We start from the raw sequence: 24,268 nt of genomic DNA, 5'->3' as shown, positions 1-24,268 counted from the left end.
AACGGCCTATGTCAATTTCTGACTTGATGACTATCGACGATGGTTGCTTATGAAAAACTCCGACGCCGTCACTCTCTCCGCAAAATTTCAGATCTCGATCCCAAAAGCGGTTTGCGAGGCGAACAAATGGCAGCCCGGCTAGGAGTTCGCCTTCATCCCCAAAGGATCTGGCGTGCTGCTCGTTCCCGTGCCTGAGCGCGATCAACTGGCAGGAATCGCGCAAGGAGCTGGGCGGGAAAACTACCGCGACCGTGCAGATCGCTTTTGACGTCAGCGCTTACTGCTTACTGTCACGCCTCTTTCGGCGCCGCCGCTTTTTCCGCCTCGGCCTTCGCGAGACGGTTGTATCGCCTCACGCTGAACGGAATAGCGGCGAGGAACGCGACGCTGAGCACGGCGAGCAGCTCCATCGGGTAGATCGCAAGCAGCAGCGCCGTCACGCCCACGCCGAAAAGCACCGGAATGACGAGGTCGCGCGGTATGCGCCCGATGCGTTTTCCTGAGAAATGCGGAATGCGGCTCGCCATCAGGAAGGCGATGCCGAGCACGTAGACGATGTAAAACGGCGTCATCGCCTTCGATGCCGGCAGCTCCAAGACGGAGAAATGCAGATAGAGCGGCAGCAACACCGTCACGGCGCCGGCGGGCGCCGGCATGCCGACAAAGAATTCGGCGTGCCAGGCGGGCTTCGTCGGATCGTCCATCGTCACATTGAAGCGGGCGAGCCGTAGTGCGCCGGCGATGGCGAAGACGAGCACGGCGAACCAGCCGAGGCCTTTGATCTCGTGCAGCGTCCACAGATACAGCAGCAGGCCGGGCGCGACGCCGAAATCGACGAAATCCGAAAGCGAGTCGAGCTCCGCCCCGAAGCGCGACGTGCCCTTGATGGCGCGCGCCAAGCGGCCGTCCAGCCCGTCGAGCACCGCCGCGGCCATCACCGCCGTCACGGCCGTTTCAAATCGTCCTTCGATTCCATAGCGGATCGCCGTCAGCCCCATACACAGGGCGAGCAGCGTCACGAGATTGGGAAGAACGATGCGCAACGGAATGTTGCGAAATCGCAGCCGACGCTGTTCGGAGGGCGTCAGCACGCCCTCTTGCGAATCACGGCCGGAGAAGAACGGATCGGCCATGGCTTATTCAACCCGCCTTGAATGACAGCGTAGGGGCGCCGGCGGTCATGTCGGCGAGTATGGTCTCGCCGGCGATGGCCCGGGACCCGATAGCCACCATGGGCCGTGCCGATGACGGCATATAGACGTCGACGCGCGACCCAAAGCGAATCAGACCAAAACGGTCGCCGACGCCGATTTGCTCGCCTTCCTTGACGAATCCGACGATGCGCCGCGCGACGAGACCTGCGATCTGCACCACCCCAAAGCGCCCCGACGGCGCTTCGATGACCATGCCGCTGCGTTCATTGTCGTCGCTGGCCTTGTCGAGGTCGGCGTTGAGGAACAGGCCCGGCTTATAAGCAATTCTCGAAATGCGGCCGGTGATCGGCGCACGGTTCACATGCACGTCAAAGACACTCATGAACACGGAGATGCGCTGCATCGGCTCAGCTCCCAGACCGAGTTCGGCCGGCGGGAGAAAGAAGCCAACTGCGCTGACCACGCCGTCCGCGGGCGAGATGACGAGCCCTTCGCGCAGCGGCGTCACCCGCGGCGGATTGCGGAAGAAATACGCGCACCAGGCGGTGGCGATGAAGCCCATCCAGCCGAGCGTCGGCGACAGCCAGTCAAGCAGGAAGGAGACGGCGGCGAAACCAGCGATGAAGACGTAGCCTTCCGGATGGATCGGGACGAGCGACTTACGGACGGAATCGATGATCGACATGCGGGCCTGCTTTCGTGGCGCGCTGATCAGCGCGCGCGTTTCCTTTGCCATGTTGCGGCGCCAAAGTCACGGACGCGCGGCATGGTTCATGGCAGCCGAAGGATGCGGCACGGGTCGCCGTTCGTCAGGGGCGGCGCGCCTGGCTCGCGGATCAGCAGCGCTTGCGATTGCGCCAGCTCGGTGAGCAGCGACGAATCCTGCAGCGGCTGCGGCGTCGCGACGAGGCGGCCATTTTCGTCTACGGCGAGCCGCGCGCGCATATAGTCGCGCCGCCCCTTGTTGGCGGGAAGATCGGCGCCAGCGATCGCCGTCTCGGTTCGGTCGGCGCCGGCCGCCGGATCGCCCTGCAGTGCGCGCAGGAGCGGCGCGAGAAAGACCAGCGCGCAGATGAAGGACGCGACCGGATTGCCGGGAAGGCCGAGGATGCGGGAGTCGCCCAGAGCGCCATGGATCAAGGGCTTGCCCGGCCGCATCGCGATCTTCCAGAAGTCGAGCGACATGCCCTGGCGCGCCAGCGCCGGACGCAGCAGATCGCGGTCGCCGACCGACGCGCCGCCGAGCGTCACCAGAACGTCGGCGCGCGCCTCGCGGGCAAGGCCAATGCCGCGTTCGAGTTCCGCGAGATCGTCGCGGAAGATGCCGAGGTCGATGACTTCGGCGCCGGCGTCTTCGGCGATGGCGGCGACCGCCAGATTGTTGCAGGAGATGATCTGCGACGGGCCGGGCTCGGCGCCCGGCGGGACAAGTTCGTCGCCCGAAGCGATGATCGCCACGCGCGGGCGCCGCGCGACAGGAATTGCAGCGTGGTTCATCGCCGCGGCGAGCGCGAGTTCGGCGGGGCCAAGGCGCACGCCGGCGAAGAGCGCGATCGCGCCTTCGCGAAAGTCGAGGCCAGCTCCGCGAATATGCGGGCCGGGCGGCGCGCCTGCCGTCAACGCGCCGTCGGCCACGACAGCGTCTTCTTGAAGCAATATCGCATCCGCGCCCTCGGGAACTGGCGCGCCGGTGAAGATGCGCACGGCTTCACCCGCCCGGAGCGCCGCTCCATAGCCGCGGCCTGCGGCGCTTTCGCCGACGATGCGCAGCGGCCCGGCGGCGAGGTCAGCGGCGCGCAGCGCAAAGCCGTCCATGGCCGAGACGGCGAGGGGCGGCTGGCTGCGGCGGGCGACAAGGTCGGCGGCCAGCGTGCGGCCGCGCGCCCGCGCCAGCGGCGTCAATTCTTCGCCAAGCCGTGAAGCCCCAGCGAGCACCCGCGCTAGGGCGTCGGGAACGGAAAGAAGCTTATCCACGCGAAACTTATCCCCGGTTCGCGACGCGGCGAAAGATGAACGCCGCGAGGCTTTCGACTGAGAGCGCGACGAGCACGATGACTGTCGCGAGGGCCACGTCAATATCGACGCCGGGATAAGCGAAGGAGAACGTTACGCCAAGAGCGATCGCCAGCAAAAAAAGGCGACGATCCGAGAGAGGGACAATTTCATTTCGGCGGGCGCCTCCACCAATCATGAAATATGTCGGCTGCTACGATAGCGAGGCTTGCGGCCGCAATCGAACTATTCGCCGCGTCGCCAGTCGCCGGACTTGCCGCCGCGTTTTTCGACGAGTTCGACGCCTTCGACGCGCATGCCGCGATCGGCGGCCTTCAGCATGTCATAAATCGTCAGACAGGCGACCGAGACGGCCGTCAGCGCCTCCATCTCGACGCCGGTCTTGCCGGTGACCGATGCTTCGGCAAGAACGCGCAGGCCGGGCAGCGCGTCATCGGGCGTGATCTCGACCGAGATGCTCGACAGGGGCAGAGGATGGCACAGCGGGATGAGTTCGCTCGTCTTCTTGGCCGCCATGATGCCCGCAACGCGGGCGACGCCGAACACATCGCCTTTCTTGGCCTGACCTTCGATGGCGAGCCGCAGAGTTTCACGCGCCATCACCACATGGCCACGGGCGAGCGCCACGCGAGACGTCTCGGCCTTCGCCGACACGTCAACCATATGCGCTTCGCCCGTCGCGCCGATGTGAGTCAGCGCGCTCATGTCATGCGCCGGCGGGGGACTTGTGCGCGCCCGAGTTGTGATTGGCCGTTGCGCCTTGCAGGAGTTCGCGCGCGGCTGCTTCGACGTCATGTTTGCGCATCAGGCTTTCGCCGACGAGGAAGGTGAAGATGTGCGATTTTTCCAGGCGCACGCAGTCGTCATGCGTCGTGATGCCGCTTTCGGCGACGATAATCTTGTCGCGCGGAATCTTCTCGGCGAGCCTCTCGCTGACTTCGAGCGACACTTTGAAGTCGCGGAGATCGCGATTGTTTACGCCGATCAGACGCGTCTCCAGCGCCAGGGCGCGATCGAGCTCCTGCTCGTCATGCACTTCGACGAGCACATCCATGCGCAGATCATGCGCGGCCGTGTTCAGCGCCTTCGCTTCGTCGTCGTCGACGGCGGCCATGATGATGAGGATGCAATCGGCGCCGTAAGCCCGCGCCTCATAGACCTGATAGGGATCAAACATGAAATCCTTGCGGAGCGCCGGCAGATGCGTCGCCTTTCGCGCGGCTTCGAGATCTTCGAGCCTGCCCTTGAACGAGGGCGTGTCGGTCAGCACTGAAAGACAGGCCGCGCCGCCGGCTTCATAGGCGCGCGCCAATTTCGGCGGATCGAAGTCTGGGCGAATGATTCCCTTGGACGGGCTCGCCTTCTTGATCTCGGCGATGAGCGCGATGCGACGCTCGTTCAGTTTCTGCTCGATCGCATGGACAAAGCCGCGCGGCGGATCATGATCGCGCACGCTGCGCTCGAGCGTCGCGAAGGGCATGCGCACCTTGGCCTCGGAAATCTCGGTGCGCTTATAAGCTTCGATCTTTCTTAGGATGTCGGTCATCTTCTCGCCTGCGGCGAAGACGGGCCGCGACCGCCCTCGCTCGAATTCGTTCCGCCGACTGCCGGCTGCTCATGAATAGCCGATAAACGGGCGCAATCCTATCCCGATCGAAGAGAGAAGGCCGATCAGGCGTCTCGATTGGAGCAGCGGATCAGAGCGTCGAGCTTATCCCGCGCCGCGCCGGAATCGATCGCCGCCTCAGCGAGCGCCGCGCCTTCGCGCACATTAGCGGCGCGTCCGGCGACGACCAGCGCCACGCCGGCGTTGAGGACGGCGACGTCGCGGTAGGGGTTCTTCGCGCCCTCCAGAACGGCGCGCAGGGCTCTTGCGTTATGCGCCGCGTCGCCGCCGACAAGCGCCTGCGTCGTCGTGCGGGGCAATCCGGCCTCCTCCGGCGAGAGGTCAAAGCTGCGGATTTCGCCGTCTTCGAGCGCAACCACATGGGTCACGTCCGTCGTCGTCGCTTCATCGAGGCCGTCGCCGCCATGCAGCAACCAGACGCGCTTTGCGCCGAGTTCTCGAAGCGCGCGGGCCAAAGGTTCGAGCCAGTCGCGGGAGAAAACTCCGATCGTCTGCCGCTCGACACGCGCCGGGTTGCACAAGGGCCCGAGCAAATTGAATATCGTGCGCACGCCCAGCTCGCTTCTCACCGGCGCGGCGTGGCGCATGGCCGGATGGTGCGTCGTCGCGGCCATGAAGCAGATTCCGGCCTCTTGGAGCGATGCGGCGGCGGCGGCTGGCGAAATGCCGACCTTGACGCCGAGTTCGCCGAGCACGTCGGACGCCCCCGACAGCGACGTCGCCGCCTTGCCGCCATGTTTGGCGACGATCGCGCCGGCGGCTGCGGCGATGATCGCGGCAAGAGTGGAAATATTGTAAGTGCCGGCGCCGTCGCCGCCGGTCCCGACGATGTCGATTGCGCCGGCCGGCGCTTCGACCGGCGTCATCGCGGCGCGCATCGCCTCCGCGGCCCCGATGATCTCGTCAATCGTTTCGCCGCGCAGCCGCAGACCCATGAGAAAGGCCCCAAGCTGCGCCGGGGTGGCGTCGCCACGAAAAATCAGAGAAAACGCCGCTCTCGCCTCGTCGCGGGCAAGGGGCGCGCCGGAGACCAGCGCGGCGATGTAGGATTTGAAATCTTCGCTCACTGTCGTTCAGCGCCGTTGCGCAAGGCCAGGGCCGCCGGCCGACCGCTGCAGGCGACCTTCGAAGCGGCCCTCACGCCGCCTTCTCACGCCGCCGCGGGCCTTCGTTCCATTCCCGCGCGAGATCGAGGAAATTTTGTAAAATTTTGTGGCCGTGCTGCGAGGTGATGCTCTCGGGATGGAACTGCACGCCATGGGTTGGGAGCGTCTTATGCGACAGCGCCATGATGAGGCCGTCAGGCGTCTCGGCGGTCACCCGCAGGCAGTCGGGAAGGGTGTCGCGGCTGACGATCAGCGAGTGGTAGCGCGTCGCCTGGAATGGCCCTTCGATGCCGCGAAACACGGCGTCGCCGTGGTGGAGAATGGTGGCCATCTTGCCGTGGATCGGCAGCGGCGCCCGAATAACGTCGCCGCCAAACACCTCGCCGATCGACTGATGGCCGAGGCAGACGCCGAAAATCGGCACGGTCTCGGCGGCGGCTGAGATCAGCTCCATGCAGATGCCTGCTTCATGCGGCGTGCAGGGGCCGGGCGACAGCACGATCGCGTCGGGTCCGCCGGCCAGCACTTGAGCGACCGAAACGGCGTCGTTTCGGTGCACGGTGACGTTCGCGCCCAACTGGCCAAAATAGTGAACCAGGTTGAAGGTGAAGCTGTCGTAGTTGTCGATAAGCGTGACGTTGGACATTGGGCTGCTGTCCAGCCTCCTGGCGCGGGTTTGACAGTGCAATAGGCCGGGCGGCGGGCTTAAGCAACCGTCGGACGGCTGTCGTCCCGCGGCGAGAAGCGCCAGTCCGGCCGAACATCTTTGATCATCATGATCTCGGCCAGCGACTGACGGGTCAGGAGACCCAAGAACCGCCCCTCCTCGTCGGTCACGCCGACCGCCTCTCCGCCCGTGAGCCTGGGCAGGACGGCGTCGATGCTCTCGCGGCCATCGATCGTCTCCGGCTCCTGGCGAACGAAAGGCGCGATCGGCGCGCCGGGTTCGGAACCCCGCAAGGCCTCGATGATGTTGGCGCGGGACAGGAAGCCGCTGAGCCGGCGCGAGGCGTCCACGACCGGGAATTCGTCCTGAGACGTGGCCAGAAGAATATCCACCGCTTCGCGCACGCTTGCGCTGCGCTCGATCACGGCGATGCGCGTCTCCATGGCGTCGGCGGCCTTTAGACCCCGCGCCGCCTCGGCCATCGTCGTCATCTGCGCTTCGCCCGCGGCCGCGATATAGACGAAAATCGCGATGAACAGCAGCAGCGGATTTCCGAACAGCCCGAGAAAGCCGAGGAGGAAAGCGAAGCCTTGACCGATCTGCGCGGCGATGCGCGTCGCACGGCCCTTGCCAATCCAGATCGACAGCGCCGCCCGCAGCACGCGGCCGCCGTCCATCGGAAAGGCCGGGATCAAGTTGAACGCCGCAAGAAAGACGTTCACGGCCGCCAGACGTTTCAGAAGATTGACGGATGGGTCGCTGATCTGGATCCCCTCGGACAAATCGACGGCCCCAAGAAACAGGATCAGCAAAGCTGCAATGACGAGATTGACCGCCGGACCCGCCAGCGCGATCAGCAGCTCCTGGCGGGGCTTATCGGGCATCTTTTCCATGTCGGCGACGCCGCCGATCGGCAACAGCGTGATCACCGGCGAGACGATGCCATAGCGCCGCGCGGTCAAAATGTGGCCGAACTCGTGCAACACGACGCAGACAAAGATCGCGACGATGAACAGGACGCTGTCGCGCGCTGCGACGGCGCCGCCGCGCTGGTAGGCCGCAAAGCCGATCCAGCCCAACAGCAGCAGGAACGTGACGTGAATGCGCACGGCGGTTCCCATGAAGGAGCCGATCGTGAGGGACCATCGCATTTGAGCTCCTGCCGTCGTGGTTAACAGCCGGTAAGATAGGACTGAGCGACGGTTTGCGCTAGAGCGCTTCCCGCTCACATGGATGCTCACATGGATCATGTGATCGATAAGGCAGCGCTCAAAATCAAAATGTTGGAGCAGGTTCTCATCGAAAAAGTCTGTCAACTTTTTCGCAACCTGCTCTAAGCGCGGGGACGCAAACGAAAAACGCCGGCGAAGCGGCCCTGGGGCGCTTGCCGGCGATAGAGACAACAGTTGAGAGACGAGAAGAAAGCGAGATCGCGTCAGAGACGATAGCGGACCTGGTCGGTCCAGAAGCGCTCCAGCCGTGAAAGCGACGTATTGAGGGTGCGAAACTCGTCGCAGGTGACGCCGCCGATCTGCTCGACCGTCAGCGCGTGCTTCTCATAAAGCTGCGCAACGATATCGTGAATTTGCTTGCCCTTCGGAGTCAGGCTGATGCGCACCGAACGCCGATCAAGGCGCGAGCGCGCATGATGCATATAGCCCATGTCGACGAGCTTCTTGACGTTGTATGAAACATTGGAGCCGAGGTAATAGCCGCGCGTGCGCAATTCGCTCGCGGTCAACTCCTTGTCGCCGATGTTGTAAAGGAGCAGCGCCTGCACGGAATTGACGTCGCCAAGATCCCGGCGGTCGAATTCGTCCTTGATGACGTCTAGCAGACGGCGGTGAAGGCGTTCGACGAGCGTGAGCGCTTCGAGATAAACCGGTCGGATCTCGCTGGCGCGATCCTCGCGAGCCTGCGGGGCGGTCTTCATCATGGCGCTCATCGTCTTCTCCATCACAGCGGATGCGTCGCGCATCTCTTGATCGGCCTTCGATGAAACCAAATTAGATCGACGCAGATGAAAGGCGGTTTAAACAACAGCCTGAATCCCGCGTTTACCGCGATAGGGCTGTTTGCGGTGAATGATGGATGAATTTAAAGGTTCGATTTACGCTAATGATTCTTCAAACAAACCTTGCGGATCAGGAATTTTTTGGCGTTTTCCTGTCAAATCTGCGGCGACGGCGGCGTTCGCGCATGTGCTGCGCCTCGACGTCGCGTCCGGCCTCGAAGGTCAGCCCGAAATACATGGCGATCAGCACGGCGTTGACGCCGATCAGCCAATAGCCGCCGGTGAAGAATCCGGGCATGCTGAGCGTAAGAAAAATCTGCGCGCTTGCAACGAGCAGCCACAACACGCCGCCCCAGGGCGTCGCCAGCCACAGGCCGACGCCGGCGATGAGATCGAGCACCGCGAAGAAAATAACGGCGGAGGCTGCGCTCTGCGGCATGGTTTCAAAGATCGAGCGCTCCGCAGCGAGAATGATCCGCCACTGCATCAAGCCTTGCACAAGCCAAAATAACGCGACGATGCGCATGAAGCGCGAGAGCAGCACGCCCCATTTGGCGGCGTCGCCGCCATTCGGTTCGCCGACGCGAATTGCGCGGTAGGGATCGTCGCCGTCGTCGTAGATCGTTGGGCCGTCCATCAGATGCGCCGCCGTTTGTTTCGCTGTCCGTGCGCTTTGGCGGAAATGGCTACTGCCCCCGCCGCGCGCGCGTTGCGAAGCGAACTGCTTCCTCGGCGGCGCGGAAAAGCGCCTTCGCCTTGTTGACGCATTCGCGGTGTTCATATTCCGGTTCGCTGTCGTAGACGACGCCAGCGCCTGCCTGCACATGCATCTTGCCGTCCTTCACGATCGCCGTGCGCAGCACGATGCAGGTGTCCATTTGACCGCCGGCGCCGAAATAGCCGATGCAGCCGCCGTAGATTCCGCGCTTGTCGGTCTCGAGCTCGTCGATAATCTCCATGGCGCGCACTTTCGGCGCGCCGGACACAGTGCCGGCAGGAAACCCCGCGGCGAGCGCATCGATGCAATCGTGGCGCGAATCGAGCTCGCCTTCAACATTGGAGACGATGTGCATCACGTGACTGTAGCGCTCGATGGTGAAACTGTCGGTGACGCGCACCGTGCCCGTCTTTGCGACGCGGCCAACGTCGTTGCGGCCGAGATCGAGCAGCATCAGATGTTCGGCGCGCTCCTTTTCGTCGGCGAGGAGATCCGCCGCCAGACGCTCGTCCTCCGCCGTCACCTCGCTGCGCCAGCGCGTGCCGGCGATCGGGCGAATCGTCACCTTGGCTTCGGCGACGCGCACGAGGATCTCGGGACTCGAACAGACGATCTGGAATTCGCCGAAATCGAGAAAGCATAAAAAGGGCGCCGGGTTCACGCGGCGCAACGCGCGATAGAGCGCAAAGGCGGGCAAAGCGAAAGGCGCGGTGAACCGCTGCGACAGCACGACCTGGAAGATGTCGCCGGCGCGAATGTATTCTTTCGCGCGCTCGACCATCTCCAGAAAACGCGATGGCGGCGTATTGGAAACCGGCTCCTGAGCGAGAAGCTGTACGTCGGCCCCGCCGTCGCGATGCTCCAGCGGCGCCTCCAGCGTCGCGACGACCTTGTCGAGGCGCGCGAGCGCCGCTTCATAGGCCGCCTTCGCCGCAACGCCGGCTTTTGGCCGAGCGGGCGTGACAATGGAGATTTCGTCGCGAACCGTGTCAAAGACGATCATGACCGTCGGACGCACGAAAAGCGCGTCAGGCGCGCCGATCCTGTCTTCCTTGGCCGGCGCGAGGCGCTCCATCTGGCGCACCATGTCATAGCCGAGATAGCCGAAGACACCCGCCGCCATCGGCGGCAGCCGCACGGCCTGCGGCACGGCGGATTCGGCGATGAGCTGACGCAAGGCGACGAGCGGCGCCGCCTCGCAAGGCGTAAAGACGCTCGCGTCGTCGAGCGCGGCGCGATTGATGTCCGCCCTCTCGCCGACAACGCGAAAGATCACGTCTGGGTCGAGGCCGATCATCGAGTAGCGGCCGCGAGCGGCGCCGCCTTCGACGGATTCGAGCAGAAAAGCAGCGCCGCGCCGATCGCGCGTGAGCTTGAGATAGGCGGAGACCGGCGTTTCGAGATCGGCGACCAGCCGCGTCACGACCAGCTGTGGCCGATCAGCGTCGTATTCGGCGCGGAAGGCGTCGAAGTCGGGCTCAAACAGCGCGCCGCTCACTTGTCGGGTTCCGCTCCGGTCGCGGCTTCCAAGGCCTTCTGGTTGATATCGACGCCGAGCGCCTTCTCGAGGCCGCCGACATATTGCTCCAGCAGGTCATTGTGAAATGCAGGCTTCAGTTGTTCGGCGATCGTCTTCGCTTCGATCGAGTTCGGGTCGAATACGGGAGTCGTCGAGTCGCGCACGAAAAACACCAGCCGCCCATTGTCGACGACGGCGGAGCCGGCGTTGCGCGGCGCCACATCGAAGAATCGAACGATGACGTTGGTGTTGAAGTCGGGACGCGCCTCGCGCTTCACGTCATTGGCGCGCTGAGTCTGAACGCCCACTTCCTTGGCGACGTCTTCGATCGGCCGGCCCGCGTTCAGCTTGGCGACGATTTCGTCGGCTTTAGCAGAGAGCGCCTTTTGCGCCGCGTCGCTGCGCATGGCGTCGGCGACCGCCTGCTTCACCTCTTCAAATGTCTTCTGCCGCGCGGGCTCGATGCCGTTAACCTCGTACCAAACGTAGCCGCCGTCACGCGTCGCCACAGTATCGTTGTCGACGCCGATGTCCGATGCGAAGGCGGCCTTCACGAGGTCTGGACCGGCAGGAAGGCCAGCGATCGGCTTGCCGCTGCGATCATTGCCTGCATCGTCGACGCCGTCATAGACCTGCGTCTCCAGCCCGACCGCATTTGCGGATTCGGCGAGCGTCTTGCCGGAGGCGCGCTGATCCTCGATGGCCTCATGGAGCCGGCGCACTTCAGGCATGGCGCCCTGGGCGGCGATTTCCGCGCGCAGTTCCGGCTCGGCCTGCTCGAAAGTCTTGTTGTAGACTGCCGGGGCAATGCTCCTGACCTGGGACACGACGGCGCCGAAGGCGGTATGAACCGGTTCGGTCAGCCCCGGCTCGGGAAGCGCAAAAACGGCCGCTCCGACCTTGGGGTCGCCGAAGTCGCGCTGCTCGACGAGGCCGAGGTTGACGTCCTTGGGATTGAGTTTGAGTTCGGCCGCCATTGCGTCGATATCCGCGCCGGCTTTGAGCTTGGCGAGCGCGGCTTCAGCTTCGGTGTCGGTCTTGAACACGATCTGCCGCACATCACGCTTTTCCGGCGTTCCGTAGCGCTTAGATTTGACCTCGTCGTAAAGCTTGCGCACCTGCTCGGCAGGCACGCTCTCCGGCTTCCCGACCGTGGAAGGGCTGACGACCAGCGCCGTCAGCTTGCGGTACTCTTTGGCGCGGAAGGTCTGCTCGCGCTCGTCGAAGTATTTTTTCAGCTCTTCGTCGGATGGCGTCGCCGCGGCGCCGACCAGCGACGGCGGCAGAATGATGTAGTCGATCGTTCGCGATTCATTGCGGAAGCGATAAATCGCCTCGACCATCAACTTCGGCGGCTCCACTCCGGCGACGGCGATGTCGGTAATCATCTTGCGCAGGTAAACGTTCTTCTGATCCGCGACGAAGCCGCGCTCGGTGAAGCCGGAGTCATTGGCGATCTGCTTGAACCGCACGGCGTCGAATTTGCCGTCGGGGCCCTGAAACACCTTTTCAGACGCGAGCAGTCGCTGGGTGGTCTCGTCGCTTGCGGCCAGTCCGAGCTGCTGCGCCTTTTGGTCGAGCGCGATCTCGGTGATCAGGCGCTCCAGGATCTGCAGATCCAGTCCTGACTGATGGGCTTCCTCATTGGTGATCGCGCGCCGCATCCGCTGCTGAATGCGGCGGAGCTCGTTTTGATAGGCGCTGCGATAGGTTTCGACCGTGACTTCGCCGCTGCCGACGCGGGCGAGCCGCTGGGCCGTCATGCCGCGAAACACGTCTCCGACGCCCCAGATCGAGAAACTGATGACGATGACGCCCATGACAAGCGCCATGATGGTGCGGCCGATCCAGTTCTGCGAGGCGACGCGCAGGCCTTCTAGCATGGGTATTGCTTCCTTGGGTGCGTTGGATCCGGCTTCCCGGTTTTGGCGGCGGACTATAGGGAGGGGGCGGGCGCGTGGCAATGCGCTCCGCACGGAACTGCCGAAGCGTCGAAATGCGCTATTGCCCTGTGTTTCGAATGCCTGCAGTCTCCCCCCGATCAGAATTCCCGCCTGAGCAGTTCCAGATCGGAGCGCGCGCCGAAAACCGGAGCCGATAATGGATGAAACCGTCAACGCCGCCGCCGAGACCGGCGTGGAGGCTCCAGGTCGCAAAGTCGAGGCTGAGCCCGGGGACGTTCAAGCGGCCGAGCGCGCGGCGCATCCCCACGCGCCATATCAGGACGTGCGCCGCCTGCGGGCTGATGCCGAGGCGGTCCGGAAGGCGTTTGAGTCAGGAGAATTTCCCTACAAGACGCGCCTGAGCGAGAAGGTCTACCTGCGGCACATGGAGCTCCTGCAGGTGGAACTCCTCAAAGCGCAAAACTGGGTGAAGGAGACCGGTCAACGCATCGTCTTGCTGTTCGAGGGGCGCGACGCCGCCGGCAAGGGCGGCACCATCAAGCGCTTTATGGAACATCTCAATCCGCGCGGCGCGCGGGTCGTCGCCTTGGAAAAGCCATCCGAGCGCGAGCGCAGCCAGTGGTATTTCCAGCGCTACATCCAGCACCTGCCGGCGGCCGGCGAGATCGTTTTTTTCGACCGCTCTTGGTACAATCGCGCCGGCGTCGAGCGCGTGATGAATTTCTGCACGCCGAACGAATATCTCGACTTCATGCGCCAATGTCCCGATCTTGAGCGCATGTTCGTCAATTCCGGCGTTCGCCTCTACAAATATTGGTTCTCGGTGACGCGCGAGGAACAGCAGCGCCGCTTCCGCTCGCGCATGAACGATCCCTTGAAGCAGTGGAAACTCTCGCCGATCGATCGCGCGTCGATGGACAAATGGGACGATTACACCGAGGCGAAGGAGGCGATGTTCTTCTTCTCCGACACGGCCGACGCGCCGTGGATCGTCATCAAATCGGACGACAAGAAGCGCGCGCGCCTTAATTGCATGCAGCACTTTTTATCGAGTCTCGATTATCCGAATAAAGATCATAGCGTCGTGCACGGACCCGATCCGCTCATCGTCGGCGCCAGCGCACACGTCATCGGCCGCGACGAGCACATTCTGGGCAAGTCGCTTGCGATGGATATCGAGAAGAAGCGCAAGCGTTCGCGCTAGGGCTTCACGGTATGGGCGTGGACATCGCGCCCGGAATGGCGCGCCAAAATCTCCTTTGCCTTACGTTCGCGCTCGGCGTCCCAGGTCCGCACCCAGAGGAGCAAGCCGCCGTGGCGCAGCTGTTCTTCGAGGTGTTTCGCGTGATGTTCGCCGATCAGCCTGGCCAAGGCCGCGCCGAGCACGCCGGCGCTTCCTCCCGCGAGCAGCGCGCCCGCGATCACGGTGGCCAGGGCGCCGCCCGACGCGAATATGGCGCTGATCGCCGCGCCGGCGCCGACATACACCAGCCCGCCGATCACGCCGCCTTGCGCATCGCCGATCGATTCCACCGACACGTAATGCGTCCGCGGCGCGGCCTCCACGTCTTCAAGCTCGGTGACCTTCTTGTATTTATGACCGAGCTTCTCATCGACGGCCTCCTCGCTTGCGAGCAGACTGATCTCAGCGCGATCGAACCCCGACGACATCAGATCGTCGATGGCCTCTTGGAGCGCGCCAGCGTCGTTGAAGACGCCAACGACCTCGCGCGTCTGACTCAGTTCTTCTTCGATTGTCATTAATGCGTCTCCTTGAAAAAGGGCTGTCCGGCGAGCGCAAACCGCGCCGTATCTGATGGATAAGGGCCCGGATCGCGGAACTTCAAGCGCGCGGCTGGCCGAATACGGCGAACGCCGCCGTGGCGAATCGACGCCTCACTGCTGGTGCGGTCGTCGCTACTTGTTGTCACGCCTTCTTGGTCTTGAGCTCATGGCCGCCATTTGAAACTCATGGCCGCCATTTGAATTGAAACCACTAAGTTGGAGAAGACAGCATGTCCGTTGACGAAAAGACGATCGGAGCGCTGCGTGAGGCGCTCGACGACGAGTACAAGGCTCGCGCGACCTATCAAGGCGTGATTGACAGATTCGGGCCGGTCAGACCTTTTGTGAATATCATCGAAGCCGAAGAGCGCCACGCGAACGCGCTTCTCCGTCTTTTTGAACGCTTCGGCATCGAGCCGCCGAAGGACAGATGGGCGGGTCAGGTCCCGGCGCCCTCGAGTCTTGCCGAAGCGTGCAAAGCGGGAGTCGAGGCGGAGATCGAGAACGCCGCGATGTATGCGCGGCTTTTGGCGCAAGTGAGCGACGCGAGAGTTCGCGACGTCTTGACGCGGCTTCAACAGGCTTCGCAACAGCGCCACCTCCCGGCGTTCCGTCGCTGTGCGGAGCGTCGATCCGGTGTATGAGCGCTCTCTTCCTTGCAGTGCGGTTGCACGGGGTCTTGCCGCTATCGCCACGGCCTCGCCTGGATCATTGGCTCGCGTTGAACATGATCGTTGAGAGCGACAGCGGTCCCTCGTCAACGCGCCAGCATCCAACCGCCGAGGCCAATGAGAACGACTCCGCCGATCAGGCGGCTGATGGCGGCGTAGCGGGTATTGACAATTTTCTGCACGGCGAAGGCCGCTAATCCGAAGATGATGAGATCGTCCAGCATGAAAAAGGCGACATAGAGCCCGATGTAGGCATAGTGCAGGGCGATCGGCAGATCGGTCAACGCAAGCAGGTGCGTGTAGATCGCCGGCAATGCTGCAGAGCAGATGAATTCGATCGCGTTCACCGCGAAGGCCAGCGCAATCACCATGACGAGGCTGGCGATCCCTACGGGCGCGGCGACGATCTTGTGTCCCCATTGCATCGTGCGCTGGCGCTGCTCCAGGTCGCCCACTTCGCAGACGACCTCTCCGCGCGCCCTTGCGACGCCGATGAGATGGTCGAGGCCGAAACCGATGGCCGTCAGCGCGATGAGTTGCGTGAGCGGACGAATATATCCAATGAAAAGAAAAGTGTTGAGCCATGCGGTCATGAACAGGAAGTACAGGACTCCTGAAGCGAGCACGAACGTGCCTACCAACCACCAGATTTTTCGTCGATCCTGAATATTCACGATGAGAGATATCAGGTAGATCAGCACCCACATCGCGCACGGATTGAACCCGTCGGACAAACCCATGAGCGCTGTCAGCGCGAGAAGGGAATGATGCGTCGGATCGACTTCGCCGATGAGAGGAATGATGATTTTCGATTCGGCGGCGCGTCGCGCGCCAGTTTCCTGGCCGGAAAGCAGCGCGAGAATTTCGCGCCCAGTGGTTTGCGCTGAGTCAAAGCCGATGACATAGCGCGAGCCGCGCACGAAGAGGGGAACGGCTGGGTCTTCTATGCCGTAGTGCTTCACCACTCTACGAAAGAGCGCCTCGCTCGACGGCTTTGAAATGTCATGTAGCACGTAAGCGATTTTGCGCCGCTGTTTGAGAAACTCGATGGCTTCATGGCAATGCGGACAGTCGGGCGAGAAAAATACATGCAGCTGGCCGTCCTCGCGCCAGTCGATCTGCGCGGGCGGCGGGCTGGCCGGCTCCGCAAACTGCAGCCACGCGAAAGCGACTCCAAGAAGAACGATGAGCGCGACGCGAAATGGAGGGAGTTTCAACCTTCGCTCCTTTGCAAATGCGGGAAAATAAATTTAGCAGATCTGGAGATGGATCCGCTGTGTCTGTTAGGCGCCGAACGTCCCGCGCGCCCTGCATCTTCGACGTATCGTTGGGCTGAAGGCGCTAGGGCGCATTGCCGTCTCGCCAAGCGCTATCTTCAAAAAAATTTAACCATAAAGTTAAGGCCCTGCTTGCACTGCAGATATCGCTTGTTTAGAAAAGGAACGCTGAAGCTGGAAGAGGCGCGAGTTGCTGCCCTTCCCCTTCCCGAAGGGCCCGAGACATGCGCTCGGTCGACTGAGCCCTGACAGCTGTGGGCGGCGCGGCCGCCCCTTACGAGCGCCCCAAAAGGAAATCCTATGCTGCGATCTCTTGGTCTTGCAGGAACGATGACGCTTGTACTTTTGACTGCGCCCGCGAATGCTTTCGATGTCATGTCCCCGGATTATGGCGGACGCGTGGAGCAATATGAAGCTAGGCTTGCGAGGGCGCGAGCTCGGGGCGAGCCGATCCGGATTGGCCCGACTGAATGCGATTCCTCATGCACGCTTTATCTGGCGAATCCACAGTCCTGCGTTTCCGAGGGCGCGGTTTTCGGCTTCCATGCGCCCTGGTTTGGCGGGCCCGAGGGGGGCGTCGTCGATCCGCGCATGACCGCGGTCTTCGCCGCGCATTATAAGCCCCGGTTGCGCCAGGCCTTCATGGCTCACGTGCGACGCCACGGCAATCAAGCTCCGGCGCCCATGCTGCGTATTACCGGCCGCCAGCTTGTGGCGTATGGCTATCGCCTCTGCTGATCTTTAGGGTAGATCGATGGGCGCGGAGATTCGATCAGCCGATCGAAGCGCTCCGCGCTCATACCAACCCTTGCTGCGATTGACGATCCAGACGACGCTCAGCATCACTGGAACTTCGATCAAGACGCCAACAACGGTGGCGAGCGCAGCGCCAGAGTCAAAGCCGAACAGGCTTATGGCCGCCGCGACCGCCAGTTCGAAGAAATTGCTCGCCCCGATCAGCGCCGAAGGGCCGGCGACGCAATGCGCTTCTCCCGCCGCGCGATTGAGCAGATAGGCGAGCCCGGCGTTGAAATAGACCTGGATCAGTATCGGCGCCGCAAGCATGGCGATGATCGCGGGTTGCCGGATGATCTGTTCCCCCTGAAAACCAAAGAGCAGAACGAGCGTCGCGAGCAGCGCGATGAGCGACGCCGGGCCGATATGCGCGAGCGTCCTGGCGAGACCCTTTTCGCCGCTTGCCGCGAGCAGCCGTTTGCGGGCGAGCTGGGCGATGATCACCGGAACGAGGATGTAGAGGACCACCGAGAGAAACAGCGTGTCCCAGGGCACGACGATCGAGGACAATCCAAGCAGCAACCCGACGATGGGCGCGAAAGCGACGATCATGATTGCGTCGTTGAGCGCGACCTGGCTCAGCGTGAAATGCGGCTCGCCCTTGGTGAGATTCGACCAGACGAACACCATGGCGGTGCAAGGGGCCGCCGCAAGCAGGATCAGGCCGGCGATGTAGGAGTCGATCTGGTCCGCCGGCAAATAGGGTCGAAACAGATAGCCAATGAAAATCCATCCGAGCAGCGCCATTGAAAAGGGCTTTACCGCCCAGTTGACGGCGAGTGTGACGCCAATCCCGCGCCAGTGACGCCCGACTTCGGCGAGCGCGGCGAAGTCGATCTTCATCAGCATCGGCGTGATCATGAGCCAGATGAGCGCCGCGACGGGCAAATTGACCTTCGCGACCTCCATCGCGCCAATGGCGTGAAAGACGCCCGGCAGAAAATGGCCCAGCGCGACGCCGGCGACGATGCAGAGCGCCACCCAGAGCGAGAGATAGCGTTCGAAAATGGTCATGACTTACTCCGCGGTCGCGTTCGGCGATGTTGCGCCTTCCATCTCGCCGATCTCGCGCAGGCGCTGGCTGAGCGCGAGTTTGTCGAGGCGATGCAGCGGTATCGCGCAGAACTGATCGACGCGGTTGCGCAGATAGCGGAAGGCGGTGGCGAAGGCGCGCTGCTTTTCTATGTCGCTTCCTTCGACCGCCGCAGGGTCTTCAATGCCCCAATGCGCGGTCATCGGCTGACCGGGCCATGCCGGGCAAGCTTCGCCCGCTGCGCTGTCACAGACGGTGAAGACGAAATCCATGCGGGGCGCGTCAGGGCGGGCGAACTCGTCCCAGCTTTTGGAACGATAGCCTTCGGAAGGAAGGCCCATCGTCTCCAGCGTTTTGAGCGCGTAAGGGTTCACCTCGCCCTTGGGATGGCTGCCGGCGGAAAAAACGTTGAACCGGCCGGCGCCACGCTCGCGCAGCAGCGCTTCGGCCATGATCGAACGCGCGCTATTGCCGGTGCAGAGGAACAGCACGTTGTAGATCCTGTCTGTCATTGGCGAGACTCACATTTGATGCGTGCAAGAGAGTCGGCGGGCGCGCATGGCGCGCCGCCGCAACAATCTTCGGCGAGGAAGCGCGCCAGCGCATTCAGCCGCGAAAGATCCGCCCGATAGACGATGCTGCGGCCAGTGCGGGCGCTGATGACCAGCTTCGCCTGCGAAAGGACGTTGAGATGGGCGGAGAGCGTGTTTTGCGGAACGCAGAGCGCCCGCGCGACGTCGCCGGCCGGCAGACCCTCGGGCTCGTGCCGGACGAGCAAACGGAAGGTCTCGAGCCGCGTCGGCTGCGAAAGCGCGGAAAGACAGGCGAGAGCCGCTTCTATTTCCATAAATCCAGATATATCGAAATAAATGACGGCGCAATGACATTCCTATGGGGCGCGCGCCCGCATTGTTGCGTGCCCTTAGCTCTGTTACCGAAGCGTATTGTCAGGAGCATTTCGCATGATCCGTCGTCCGCTCGTCGCCGGAAATTGGAAAATGAACGGGCTGCGCGCCTCGCTGGCCGAGATCGAGGCGATGAGCGCCGTCTATGACGATGCGCTGCGCGCGCGCGCCGAACTGATCGTCTGCCCGCCGGCCACGCTGATCGCCCTCGCGCGCGAGATTGCGACGCGGGGCGGCTTGGGCCTTGGCGGGCAGGATTGCCATGCCGAGGCCAGCGGAGCTCACACGGGCGACATTTCCGCCGAAATGCTCAAGGACGCCGGCGCGTCCTACGTCATCGTCGGTCACAGTGAACGTCGTTCGGACCATGGCGAGACCGACGCCGACGTGCAGGCAAAAGCCGCCGCCGCCCTGCGCGCCGGACTCACGCCGATCATTTGCGTCGGCGAAACGCGCGCCGAGCGAGAGGCAGGCGATGCGTTGAGCATCGTCGGCGCGCAGATCGAGGGCTCTCTCCCCGCTGATGCGCCTGCGCATATCGTCGTCGCCTATGAGCCGGTCTGGGCGATCGGCACAGGCTTGACGCCGACCGTCGATGACGTCGCCGAAATGCATGCCTTCGCGCGCGAGCGGATCGAAGCCAGGCTCGGCGGCGGCAAGAGCGGCGAAGTGCGCATTCTTTACGGCGGCTCGGTCAAGCCGTCGAACGCCCGCGAATTGATGTATGTCGCCAATGTCGACGGCGCGCTGGTTGGCGGCGCGAGTTTGACGGCCAAGGATTTTATCGGCGTCGCGAGCGCCTATCGCTGATCAGGCGAAGCTGGACAATCGGATGGGCTCGAATAAAGTCATCCGTTCAGAAGGGTTTGTTTTCATCAATCGATTGAAAGAGGGGCATGCCATGAGCCCGAACGATTTCGGCGTCATTGAATTGGTCGATGAAGACCGTGTCTATCCCGGTTCGCGATTCAGCGAAGTGCGCGACGCGGTGTTCGCCAATCCCTATCAAAAGGTCTGGGGCGCGCCAGGAGAAGAGCCGCTCCCCTTCGTGATGCCGACCTTTTTCGACATGTTGCGCGCGTTTTGGCGGGGCAGGCACTTCCTGACGCAGGCCGCCGAGCGATCGGTCGACGCGCGCAGCGACCTCAGGTGGGGACCTGACAAAAAAGGTTTCAGACGCATCGTGCATCCCTGGGGCGTCGTTCTGACGGGGGTCTGGGAAATTACCGAGGACAGCGGCTACACCGGTTATTTCCAGAAGGGCAGCAAGGCGCTTGTCGTCGCGCGCTATTCCAACGGCGGGGCGGTGAAACGCGGCAAACCGCGCGGGCAGGGCATCGCCGGCAAGCTCTTTCCGACGACAGACCCAGACCATAAAGAGCCGTTGCAGACGGCGAACTTCTTCACGATCGACGATATCGTCGGCGCATCGACGCGCAACATCAACGATGTTGATTTCGTCAATGCGCCGAACGTCACGCTCTCAAACGATTGGGCGACGTCGCCCATCGTCATGACGGCGGGTGTCGTGTTCGCGATCACCGATAAGGATCCGACCGAGCGGCAGCTCCACGAAGTCGCCGAGCTCGGCAAGCCTCGCGACATTCCTACCCGAGCGCCGCGCTTCATGCGCTTAAAGCTTGCGCCGGGCCATCCGCGAATTGAAGGAGATGACCTCGATTCACGCGACGAATTGCTGGCGATGATGTTCGACAAGGGCGATCCGACGCCGAGGCGCGAGATCGTTTTCACCATCGAGGTCACTGAGGATGGCGAAGTGACCGGCCGCACCGGATTTAAGAAGGGAACGTTTCGCAATTGGCGGCGGATCGGCGCGCTGACGTTCGACAACGCCGTCGTTTCCTACAACGGCGATCACGTCTTGCATTTCCACCATCCGAACTGGCGCATCGATCGCAACGATCCGGCGACCAGGTTCCGGCCCTCGCCGACGGGCGGCGAAGCCGAAAAGGCCGAGGCGATGTAGGCTTGCCGCCTCGCCATGCGACCGATATAAGCGCGACGCCTACACCATGCTCCAACGACGAGGCGACGCGCTCCTATGGCGATCGAACGCACTTTTTCCATTCTCAAGCCCGACGCGACGAAGCGCAATCTCACAGGTAAGATCAACGCGCTGATCGAAGATGCGGGCCTGCGCATCGTCGCTCAGAAGCGCATCCGCATGTCGCGTGAACAGGCGGAAGCTTTTTACGCTGTGCATAAGGAGCGGCCGTTTTTCGGCGAGCTCGTCGACTTCATGATTTCCGAGCCCGTCGTCGTGCAGGTGCTTGAAGGCGAGAACGCCATTGCGCGCTACCGCGAAGTCATGGGCGCGACCAATCCCGCGAACGCCGCGCCGGGCACAATTCGCAAGGAACATGCGCTGAGCGTCGGCGAGAATTCGGTGCACGGCTCAGACGCGCCAGAGACGGCGGCGGTGGAAATCGCGCAGTTCTTTTCCGGCAACGAGATCGTCGGCTAATCAAGGCGTCATGCCCGCGCTTATTACGGGCATGAGATGTGACGCCGTGATCGCCGGGCCAAGCCCGGCCATCACGGCTCGCGGCGCGGAAATTAGGCCGCCGCGTTCTCAGGGAAATACGCCTGCATCATCCTGTCGCGATAGGCGACAAGGTTGGCGTTCGCGAGCGCTGCGTCTCGAATGGCGCTCTCCGACATCGGCGATAGGACGGACGCGACGAAAGCGAAGACCGTAGCGTCGGCGCCGCAGGGCGCATCGCCGAACAGATAGGGCTTGTCGCCGATCAGCGTCGCGAGCGCTTCGAAGTCGCGCACGCCGAGCGCATCGATTTCCGATGGGCTGTGACGGCCCATGCCCTGCGCCCAAAGCGATTTGGCGATCTTGCGACGAATGAACCATTTGGCCAGCGGGCGCGCCACGGCGGGCACGCTTTCGAAGAAACGCGCCGGACCGCGGTTGAAATTAGCGTCATCCATCCAGCGCGTATGGACGATGATCCAATAGAGATGTTCTTCGCACATCTTCTCGACGCACCAGCCGATGGCCTTTTGCGCGTCGCTCAACTGCGCGTCGAAGTCCTTGCCGTATTTCTTTTCGATATGGAAACGGATGAAGGTTGAATCGGCGACGATTTCGCCGTCGTCGTTGATGTAGGGCTGCTTGCCTTTCGGCGCTTTCGAAAAGCCGCTGCGGTCTTCGACATAGTCGAGGCCCGCCATCTTCAAAAGCACCATCGCTTTCGTCACAAAAGGCGATGCGTCCGGCAGTCCGGCGACAGGGCGGAAGCAGTAAAGCGTGATCGTCATGAAATTCCCTTGCTTGGCGTGAGGGCGTCGGGAACGATAAGCGCTGCCTCGCGGGGCGCCGGCGCCGCGAGCACGCGATTGCCTTCGATCCGTACGGCGCCCGACGCGACCAGCCGCAGCGCCATCGGATAGATGACATGTTCCTGCGCAAGCACACGGGCGGCGAGCGTCTGCGGCGTGTCATCGTCGAACACGGGCACGGCGGCCTGCGCGACGATCGGACCTTCGTCCATTTCCGGCACGACGAAATGCACGGTGGCGCCGTGAATCTTCACGCCGTCGGCCAGCGCGCGCTCATGCGTGTCGAGTCCGCGATAGGAGGGCAACAGGGCAGGGTGAATGTTGAGCATGCGCCCGCGCCAGAGGCCGACGAACCAGGGCGTGAACATGCGTAGAAAGCCTGCGAGGCAAATGAATTCGATGCGATAGGTTTCCAACACCAATTGCAGCGAACGCTCGAATTCCTCGCGCCCCGCATAAATCTTGTGGTCGACCGCCGCCGTCGCGACGCCAGCGGCCTTCGCCTTGGCGAGGCCCGGCGCATCGGGGCGATTGGAAAGCACAAGGGCGATCTCGGCCGGAAAGCTGGGGTCCCTGGCCGCAGCGATCAGAGCGTCCATGTTTGAGCCGCGACCCGAGATGAGAATCGCGGTGCGCAGCCGCGTCACAACGTCAGAGTCCCGTGCGTAACGACCCGCTCGCCGTCGGTCTCGATGACTTTGCCAATGCGCACGGGCTTCTCGCCGACAGCGCGCAATGCCGATTCCACCTCGCCGGCGGCGGGCTCGGAGGCCACCACCACCATGCCGATTCCGCAGTTGAACGTGCGCAGCATCTCGTTTGCCGCGATGCCTCCCGTCTCGGCGAGCCAACGGAAAACCGGCGGAGGCGCGAACGTCGACAGATCGAGCGCGACGCCTAGCCCGCCTGGCAGTACGCGCGGGAGATTGTCGGGAAAGCCGCCGCCGGTGATATGGGCGAGGGCGACGATATGCGGCGTCGCCTTCAAGGCCGCGAGCAGGGGCTTCACGTAGATGCGGGTCGGCGTCAACAGCGCCTTCGCCAGATTGAGGTCTCGCGCGAAAGGCGCGGTGGCGCTCCACGCAAGTCCGGCGCGCTTCACAACGCTGCGTACGAGCGAATAGCCATTGGAATGGACGCCGGAGGAGGGGAGTCCGAAAAGGACGTCGCCGGCATGGACATCGCGGGGTAGAAGGCGATTGCGCTCCGCGGCCCCGACCGCGAAGCCGGCGAGGTCATAGTCGCCGCGCGCATAGAGGCCGGGCATTTCGGCGGTTTCGCCGCCAAGCAGGGCGCAGCCCGCCTCGACGCAACCGGCGGCGATGCCCTTCACCACCGACGTCGCGACGTTCGGGTCGAGTTTGGCCGCCGCGTAATAGTCCAGAAAGAAAAGCGGCTCGGCGCCCTGAACGATCAAGTCGTTGACGCACATGGCGACGAGATCGATTCCGATCGTCTCATGCAGGCCGGATTCGATTGCGATCTTCACCTTGGTGCCGACGCCGTCGTTCGCCGCGACGAGGACAGGATCGGAAAATCCGGCCGCCTTGAGATCGAACACGCCGCCAAAGCCGCCGATCTCGCCGTCGGCGCCGGAGCGCCGCGTCGAACGCACGGCGGGACGGATCATGTCGACGAACCGATTGCCTGCGTCGATGTCGACGCCGGCGCCAGCGTAGGTAAGGCCCGAATTTCTCTGTTGCATTTCATCCTTCGCGTCGTGGGCGCCGGCGTTAGATGGGCGCAAGCGGCGGCGGCTGTCAAATCC

The 24,268-nt window shown here is 63.1% G+C and carries 27 protein-coding genes and 1 pseudogene; 7 read left to right on the top strand and 21 right to left on the bottom strand.

Annotated features, from left to right (window positions below; genetic code table 11):
* Positions 1 to 49: 49 nt before the first annotated feature.
* Positions 50 to 268, top strand: a pseudogene (locus tag HUN39_RS19515) (AbrB/MazE/SpoVT family DNA-binding domain-containing protein).
* 22 nt (positions 269 to 290) lie between these two features.
* Here the strand turns inward: HUN39_RS19515 and pssA are convergent.
* The 13 genes from pssA to HUN39_RS13920 form a co-directional block, all read right to left on the bottom strand.
* Positions 291 to 1,133, bottom strand: a complete 843-nt coding sequence (gene pssA, locus HUN39_RS13980; RefSeq protein ID WP_175095112.1) for a CDP-diacylglycerol--serine O-phosphatidyltransferase — start codon at positions 1,131 to 1,133, stop codon at positions 291 to 293.
* A 7-nt stretch (positions 1,134 to 1,140) separates the two neighbouring features.
* Positions 1,141 to 1,890 carry a phosphatidylserine decarboxylase gene (locus tag HUN39_RS13975; protein WP_175095111.1) on the bottom strand — a complete coding sequence of 250 codons (750 nt, stop codon included), beginning with the start codon at positions 1,888 to 1,890 and terminating at the stop codon, positions 1,141 to 1,143.
* A 35-nt stretch (positions 1,891 to 1,925) separates the two neighbouring features.
* A complete protein-coding gene (locus tag HUN39_RS13970; protein ID WP_175095110.1) occupies positions 1,926 to 3,128 on the bottom strand; it encodes a molybdopterin molybdotransferase MoeA in 1,203 nt (400 codons plus the stop codon).
* Positions 3,129 to 3,135: 7 nt separating this feature from the next.
* Positions 3,136 to 3,285 (bottom strand): hypothetical protein, encoded by a 150-nt coding sequence (locus tag HUN39_RS13965; RefSeq protein ID WP_175095109.1) that lies wholly within the window; start codon positions 3,283 to 3,285, stop codon positions 3,136 to 3,138.
* Between the two features lie 107 nt (positions 3,286 to 3,392).
* Positions 3,393 to 3,872 carry a cyclic pyranopterin monophosphate synthase MoaC gene (gene moaC / locus HUN39_RS13960; RefSeq protein ID WP_175095108.1) on the bottom strand — a complete coding sequence of 160 codons (480 nt, stop codon included), beginning with the start codon at positions 3,870 to 3,872 and terminating at the stop codon, positions 3,393 to 3,395.
* A 1-nt stretch (position 3,873) separates the two neighbouring features.
* A complete protein-coding gene (trpC, locus tag HUN39_RS13955; protein WP_175095107.1) occupies positions 3,874 to 4,713 on the bottom strand; it encodes an indole-3-glycerol phosphate synthase TrpC in 840 nt (279 codons plus the stop codon).
* A gap of 125 nt (positions 4,714 to 4,838) precedes the next feature.
* Positions 4,839 to 5,861 carry an anthranilate phosphoribosyltransferase gene (trpD, locus tag HUN39_RS13950; protein WP_175095106.1) on the bottom strand — a complete coding sequence of 341 codons (1,023 nt, stop codon included), beginning with the start codon at positions 5,859 to 5,861 and terminating at the stop codon, positions 4,839 to 4,841.
* A gap of 70 nt (positions 5,862 to 5,931) precedes the next feature.
* A complete protein-coding gene (locus HUN39_RS13945; RefSeq protein WP_175095105.1) occupies positions 5,932 to 6,546 on the bottom strand; it encodes an anthranilate synthase component II in 615 nt (204 codons plus the stop codon).
* 59 nt (positions 6,547 to 6,605) lie between these two features.
* A complete protein-coding gene (locus tag HUN39_RS13940) occupies positions 6,606 to 7,718 on the bottom strand; it encodes a site-2 protease family protein (protein ID WP_175095104.1) in 1,113 nt (370 codons plus the stop codon).
* A 284-nt stretch (positions 7,719 to 8,002) separates the two neighbouring features.
* Positions 8,003 to 8,512 carry a transcriptional regulator LdtR gene (gene ldtR / locus HUN39_RS13935; RefSeq protein ID WP_232366096.1) on the bottom strand — a complete coding sequence of 170 codons (510 nt, stop codon included), beginning with the start codon at positions 8,510 to 8,512 and terminating at the stop codon, positions 8,003 to 8,005.
* Positions 8,513 to 8,711: 199 nt separating this feature from the next.
* Positions 8,712 to 9,218 carry a DUF6163 family protein gene (locus HUN39_RS13930; RefSeq protein ID WP_175095103.1) on the bottom strand — a complete coding sequence of 169 codons (507 nt, stop codon included), beginning with the start codon at positions 9,216 to 9,218 and terminating at the stop codon, positions 8,712 to 8,714.
* Positions 9,219 to 9,267: 49 nt separating this feature from the next.
* The gene (trpE, locus tag HUN39_RS13925) at positions 9,268 to 10,797 is read right to left on the bottom strand and encodes an anthranilate synthase component I (protein ID WP_175095102.1); all 1,530 of its coding nucleotides are present in this window, start codon (positions 10,795 to 10,797) and stop codon (positions 9,268 to 9,270) included.
* Positions 10,794 to 12,701: a peptidylprolyl isomerase gene (locus HUN39_RS13920; protein WP_175095101.1), complete on the bottom strand. Its 1,908-nt coding sequence runs from the start codon at positions 12,699 to 12,701 to the stop codon at positions 10,794 to 10,796. The genes trpE and HUN39_RS13920 overlap by 4 nt, the downstream gene beginning before the upstream one ends.
* A gap of 217 nt (positions 12,702 to 12,918) precedes the next feature.
* Between HUN39_RS13920 and ppk2 the strand changes: the two genes are divergently transcribed.
* Complete coding sequence (gene ppk2 / locus HUN39_RS13915) at positions 12,919 to 13,926, top strand: polyphosphate kinase 2 (RefSeq protein WP_175095100.1); 1,008 nt, start codon at positions 12,919 to 12,921, stop codon at positions 13,924 to 13,926.
* Here ppk2 and HUN39_RS13910 read toward each other — a convergent pair.
* The gene (locus HUN39_RS13910; protein WP_175095099.1) at positions 13,923 to 14,483 is read right to left on the bottom strand and encodes a hypothetical protein; all 561 of its coding nucleotides are present in this window, start codon (positions 14,481 to 14,483) and stop codon (positions 13,923 to 13,925) included. The two genes, ppk2 and HUN39_RS13910, sit on opposite strands and share 4 nt — an antisense overlap.
* Before the next feature lie 254 nt (positions 14,484 to 14,737).
* Here HUN39_RS13910 and HUN39_RS13905 point away from each other — a divergent pair, with 254 nt between their 5' ends.
* A complete protein-coding gene (locus tag HUN39_RS13905) occupies positions 14,738 to 15,151 on the top strand; it encodes a ferritin-like domain-containing protein (protein ID WP_175095098.1) in 414 nt (137 codons plus the stop codon).
* Between the two features lie 113 nt (positions 15,152 to 15,264).
* Here the strand turns inward: HUN39_RS13905 and HUN39_RS13900 are convergent, their stop codons facing one another.
* Positions 15,265 to 16,395 (bottom strand): glutaredoxin family protein, encoded by a 1,131-nt coding sequence (locus HUN39_RS13900; protein WP_175095097.1) that lies wholly within the window; start codon positions 16,393 to 16,395, stop codon positions 15,265 to 15,267.
* Between the two features lie 360 nt (positions 16,396 to 16,755).
* Between HUN39_RS13900 and HUN39_RS13895 the strand changes: the two genes are divergently transcribed.
* Entirely contained in the window at positions 16,756 to 17,193 is a 438-nt protein-coding gene (locus tag HUN39_RS13895; RefSeq protein WP_175095096.1) for a hypothetical protein, read from the top strand.
* Between the two features lie 3 nt (positions 17,194 to 17,196).
* Here the strand turns inward: HUN39_RS13895 and arsB are convergent, their stop codons facing one another.
* The 3 genes from arsB to HUN39_RS13880 are packed head-to-tail and all read right to left on the bottom strand — an operon-like array spanning position 17,197 to position 19,130.
* Positions 17,197 to 18,264, bottom strand: coding sequence for an ACR3 family arsenite efflux transporter (gene arsB / locus HUN39_RS13890; RefSeq protein ID WP_175095095.1), 1,068 nt, complete (start codon positions 18,262 to 18,264; stop codon positions 17,197 to 17,199).
* Between the two features lie 3 nt (positions 18,265 to 18,267).
* Positions 18,268 to 18,795 (bottom strand): arsenate reductase ArsC, encoded by a 528-nt coding sequence (locus HUN39_RS13885; RefSeq protein WP_175095094.1) that lies wholly within the window; start codon positions 18,793 to 18,795, stop codon positions 18,268 to 18,270.
* The gene (locus tag HUN39_RS13880) at positions 18,792 to 19,130 is read right to left on the bottom strand and encodes an ArsR/SmtB family transcription factor (RefSeq protein ID WP_175095093.1); all 339 of its coding nucleotides are present in this window, start codon (positions 19,128 to 19,130) and stop codon (positions 18,792 to 18,794) included. Before HUN39_RS13880 ends, HUN39_RS13885 begins: the two co-directional genes overlap by 4 nt.
* 115 nt (positions 19,131 to 19,245) lie before the next feature.
* Between HUN39_RS13880 and tpiA the strand changes: the two genes are divergently transcribed.
* The 3 genes from tpiA to ndk all read left to right on the top strand — a co-directional run bounded on the left by tpiA (position 19,246) and on the right by ndk (position 21,673).
* Positions 19,246 to 19,998 carry a triose-phosphate isomerase gene (gene tpiA, locus HUN39_RS13875; RefSeq protein WP_175095092.1) on the top strand — a complete coding sequence of 251 codons (753 nt, stop codon included), beginning with the start codon at positions 19,246 to 19,248 and terminating at the stop codon, positions 19,996 to 19,998.
* 91 nt (positions 19,999 to 20,089) lie between these two features.
* The gene (locus HUN39_RS13870; protein ID WP_175095091.1) at positions 20,090 to 21,175 is read left to right on the top strand and encodes a hypothetical protein; all 1,086 of its coding nucleotides are present in this window, start codon (positions 20,090 to 20,092) and stop codon (positions 21,173 to 21,175) included.
* A 75-nt stretch (positions 21,176 to 21,250) separates the two neighbouring features.
* Positions 21,251 to 21,673, top strand: a complete 423-nt coding sequence (gene ndk / locus HUN39_RS13865) for a nucleoside-diphosphate kinase (RefSeq protein ID WP_175095090.1) — start codon at positions 21,251 to 21,253, stop codon at positions 21,671 to 21,673.
* A gap of 92 nt (positions 21,674 to 21,765) precedes the next feature.
* On the opposite strand, the gene HUN39_RS13860 is transcribed toward ndk, so the two are convergent.
* Genes HUN39_RS13860 through purM form a run of 3 tightly spaced genes read right to left on the bottom strand, consistent with a single transcriptional unit; the run spans position 21,766 to position 24,205 of the window.
* A complete protein-coding gene (locus HUN39_RS13860; RefSeq protein WP_175095089.1) occupies positions 21,766 to 22,479 on the bottom strand; it encodes a glutathione S-transferase family protein in 714 nt (237 codons plus the stop codon).
* Entirely contained in the window at positions 22,476 to 23,147 is a 672-nt protein-coding gene (gene purN / locus HUN39_RS13855; protein WP_175095088.1) for a phosphoribosylglycinamide formyltransferase, read from the bottom strand. The genes HUN39_RS13860 and purN overlap by 4 nt, the downstream gene beginning before the upstream one ends.
* The gene (gene purM, locus HUN39_RS13850) at positions 23,144 to 24,205 is read right to left on the bottom strand and encodes a phosphoribosylformylglycinamidine cyclo-ligase (RefSeq protein ID WP_232366095.1); all 1,062 of its coding nucleotides are present in this window, start codon (positions 24,203 to 24,205) and stop codon (positions 23,144 to 23,146) included. Before purM ends, purN begins: the two co-directional genes overlap by 4 nt.
* Positions 24,206 to 24,268: the final 63 nt, after the last annotated feature.

It is taken from the genome of Methylocystis silviterrae (genome assembly GCF_013350005.1).
Classification (GTDB): Bacteria; Pseudomonadota; Alphaproteobacteria; order Rhizobiales; family Beijerinckiaceae; genus Methylocystis; species Methylocystis silviterrae.
The sequence above is the reverse complement of the archived record's forward strand: the minus strand, read 5'-3'. Positions and strand labels throughout refer to the sequence as shown.

Coding starts and splice junctions, on each gene's coding strand:
- pssA (WP_175095112.1), bottom strand. CDS start 1,133: ATGGCCGATCCGTTCTTCTCCGGCCGTGATTCGCAAGAGGGCGTGCTG.
- HUN39_RS13975 (WP_175095111.1), bottom strand. CDS start 1,890: ATGGCAAAGGAAACGCGCGCGCTGATCAGCGCGCCACGAAAGCAGGCC.
- moaC (WP_175095108.1), bottom strand. CDS start 3,872: ATGAGCGCGCTGACTCACATCGGCGCGACGGGCGAAGCGCATATGGTT.
- trpC (WP_175095107.1), bottom strand. CDS start 4,713: ATGACCGACATCCTAAGAAAGATCGAAGCTTATAAGCGCACCGAGATT.
- HUN39_RS13945 (WP_175095105.1), bottom strand. CDS start 6,546: ATGTCCAACGTCACGCTTATCGACAACTACGACAGCTTCACCTTCAAC.
- HUN39_RS13940 (WP_175095104.1), bottom strand. CDS start 7,718: ATGCGATGGTCCCTCACGATCGGCTCCTTCATGGGAACCGCCGTGCGC.
- ldtR (WP_232366096.1), bottom strand. CDS start 8,512: ATGAGCGCCATGATGAAGACCGCCCCGCAGGCTCGCGAGGATCGCGCC.
- HUN39_RS13930 (WP_175095103.1), bottom strand. CDS start 9,218: ATGGACGGCCCAACGATCTACGACGACGGCGACGATCCCTACCGCGCA.
- HUN39_RS13920 (WP_175095101.1), bottom strand. CDS start 12,701: ATGCTAGAAGGCCTGCGCGTCGCCTCGCAGAACTGGATCGGCCGCACC.
- ppk2 (WP_175095100.1), top strand. CDS start 12,919: ATGGATGAAACCGTCAACGCCGCCGCCGAGACCGGCGTGGAGGCTCCA.
- HUN39_RS13910 (WP_175095099.1), bottom strand. CDS start 14,483: ATGACAATCGAAGAAGAACTGAGTCAGACGCGCGAGGTCGTTGGCGTC.
- HUN39_RS13905 (WP_175095098.1), top strand. CDS start 14,738: ATGTCCGTTGACGAAAAGACGATCGGAGCGCTGCGTGAGGCGCTCGAC.
- HUN39_RS13895 (WP_175095096.1), top strand. CDS start 16,756: ATGCTGCGATCTCTTGGTCTTGCAGGAACGATGACGCTTGTACTTTTG.
- arsB (WP_175095095.1), bottom strand. CDS start 18,264: ATGACCATTTTCGAACGCTATCTCTCGCTCTGGGTGGCGCTCTGCATC.
- HUN39_RS13885 (WP_175095094.1), bottom strand. CDS start 18,795: ATGACAGACAGGATCTACAACGTGCTGTTCCTCTGCACCGGCAATAGC.
- HUN39_RS13880 (WP_175095093.1), bottom strand. CDS start 19,130: ATGGAAATAGAAGCGGCTCTCGCCTGTCTTTCCGCGCTTTCGCAGCCG.
- tpiA (WP_175095092.1), top strand. CDS start 19,246: ATGATCCGTCGTCCGCTCGTCGCCGGAAATTGGAAAATGAACGGGCTG.
- HUN39_RS13870 (WP_175095091.1), top strand. CDS start 20,090: ATGAGCCCGAACGATTTCGGCGTCATTGAATTGGTCGATGAAGACCGT.
- ndk (WP_175095090.1), top strand. CDS start 21,251: ATGGCGATCGAACGCACTTTTTCCATTCTCAAGCCCGACGCGACGAAG.
- HUN39_RS13860 (WP_175095089.1), bottom strand. CDS start 22,479: ATGACGATCACGCTTTACTGCTTCCGCCCTGTCGCCGGACTGCCGGAC.
- purM (WP_232366095.1), bottom strand. CDS start 24,205: ATGCAACAGAGAAATTCGGGCCTTACCTACGCTGGCGCCGGCGTCGAC.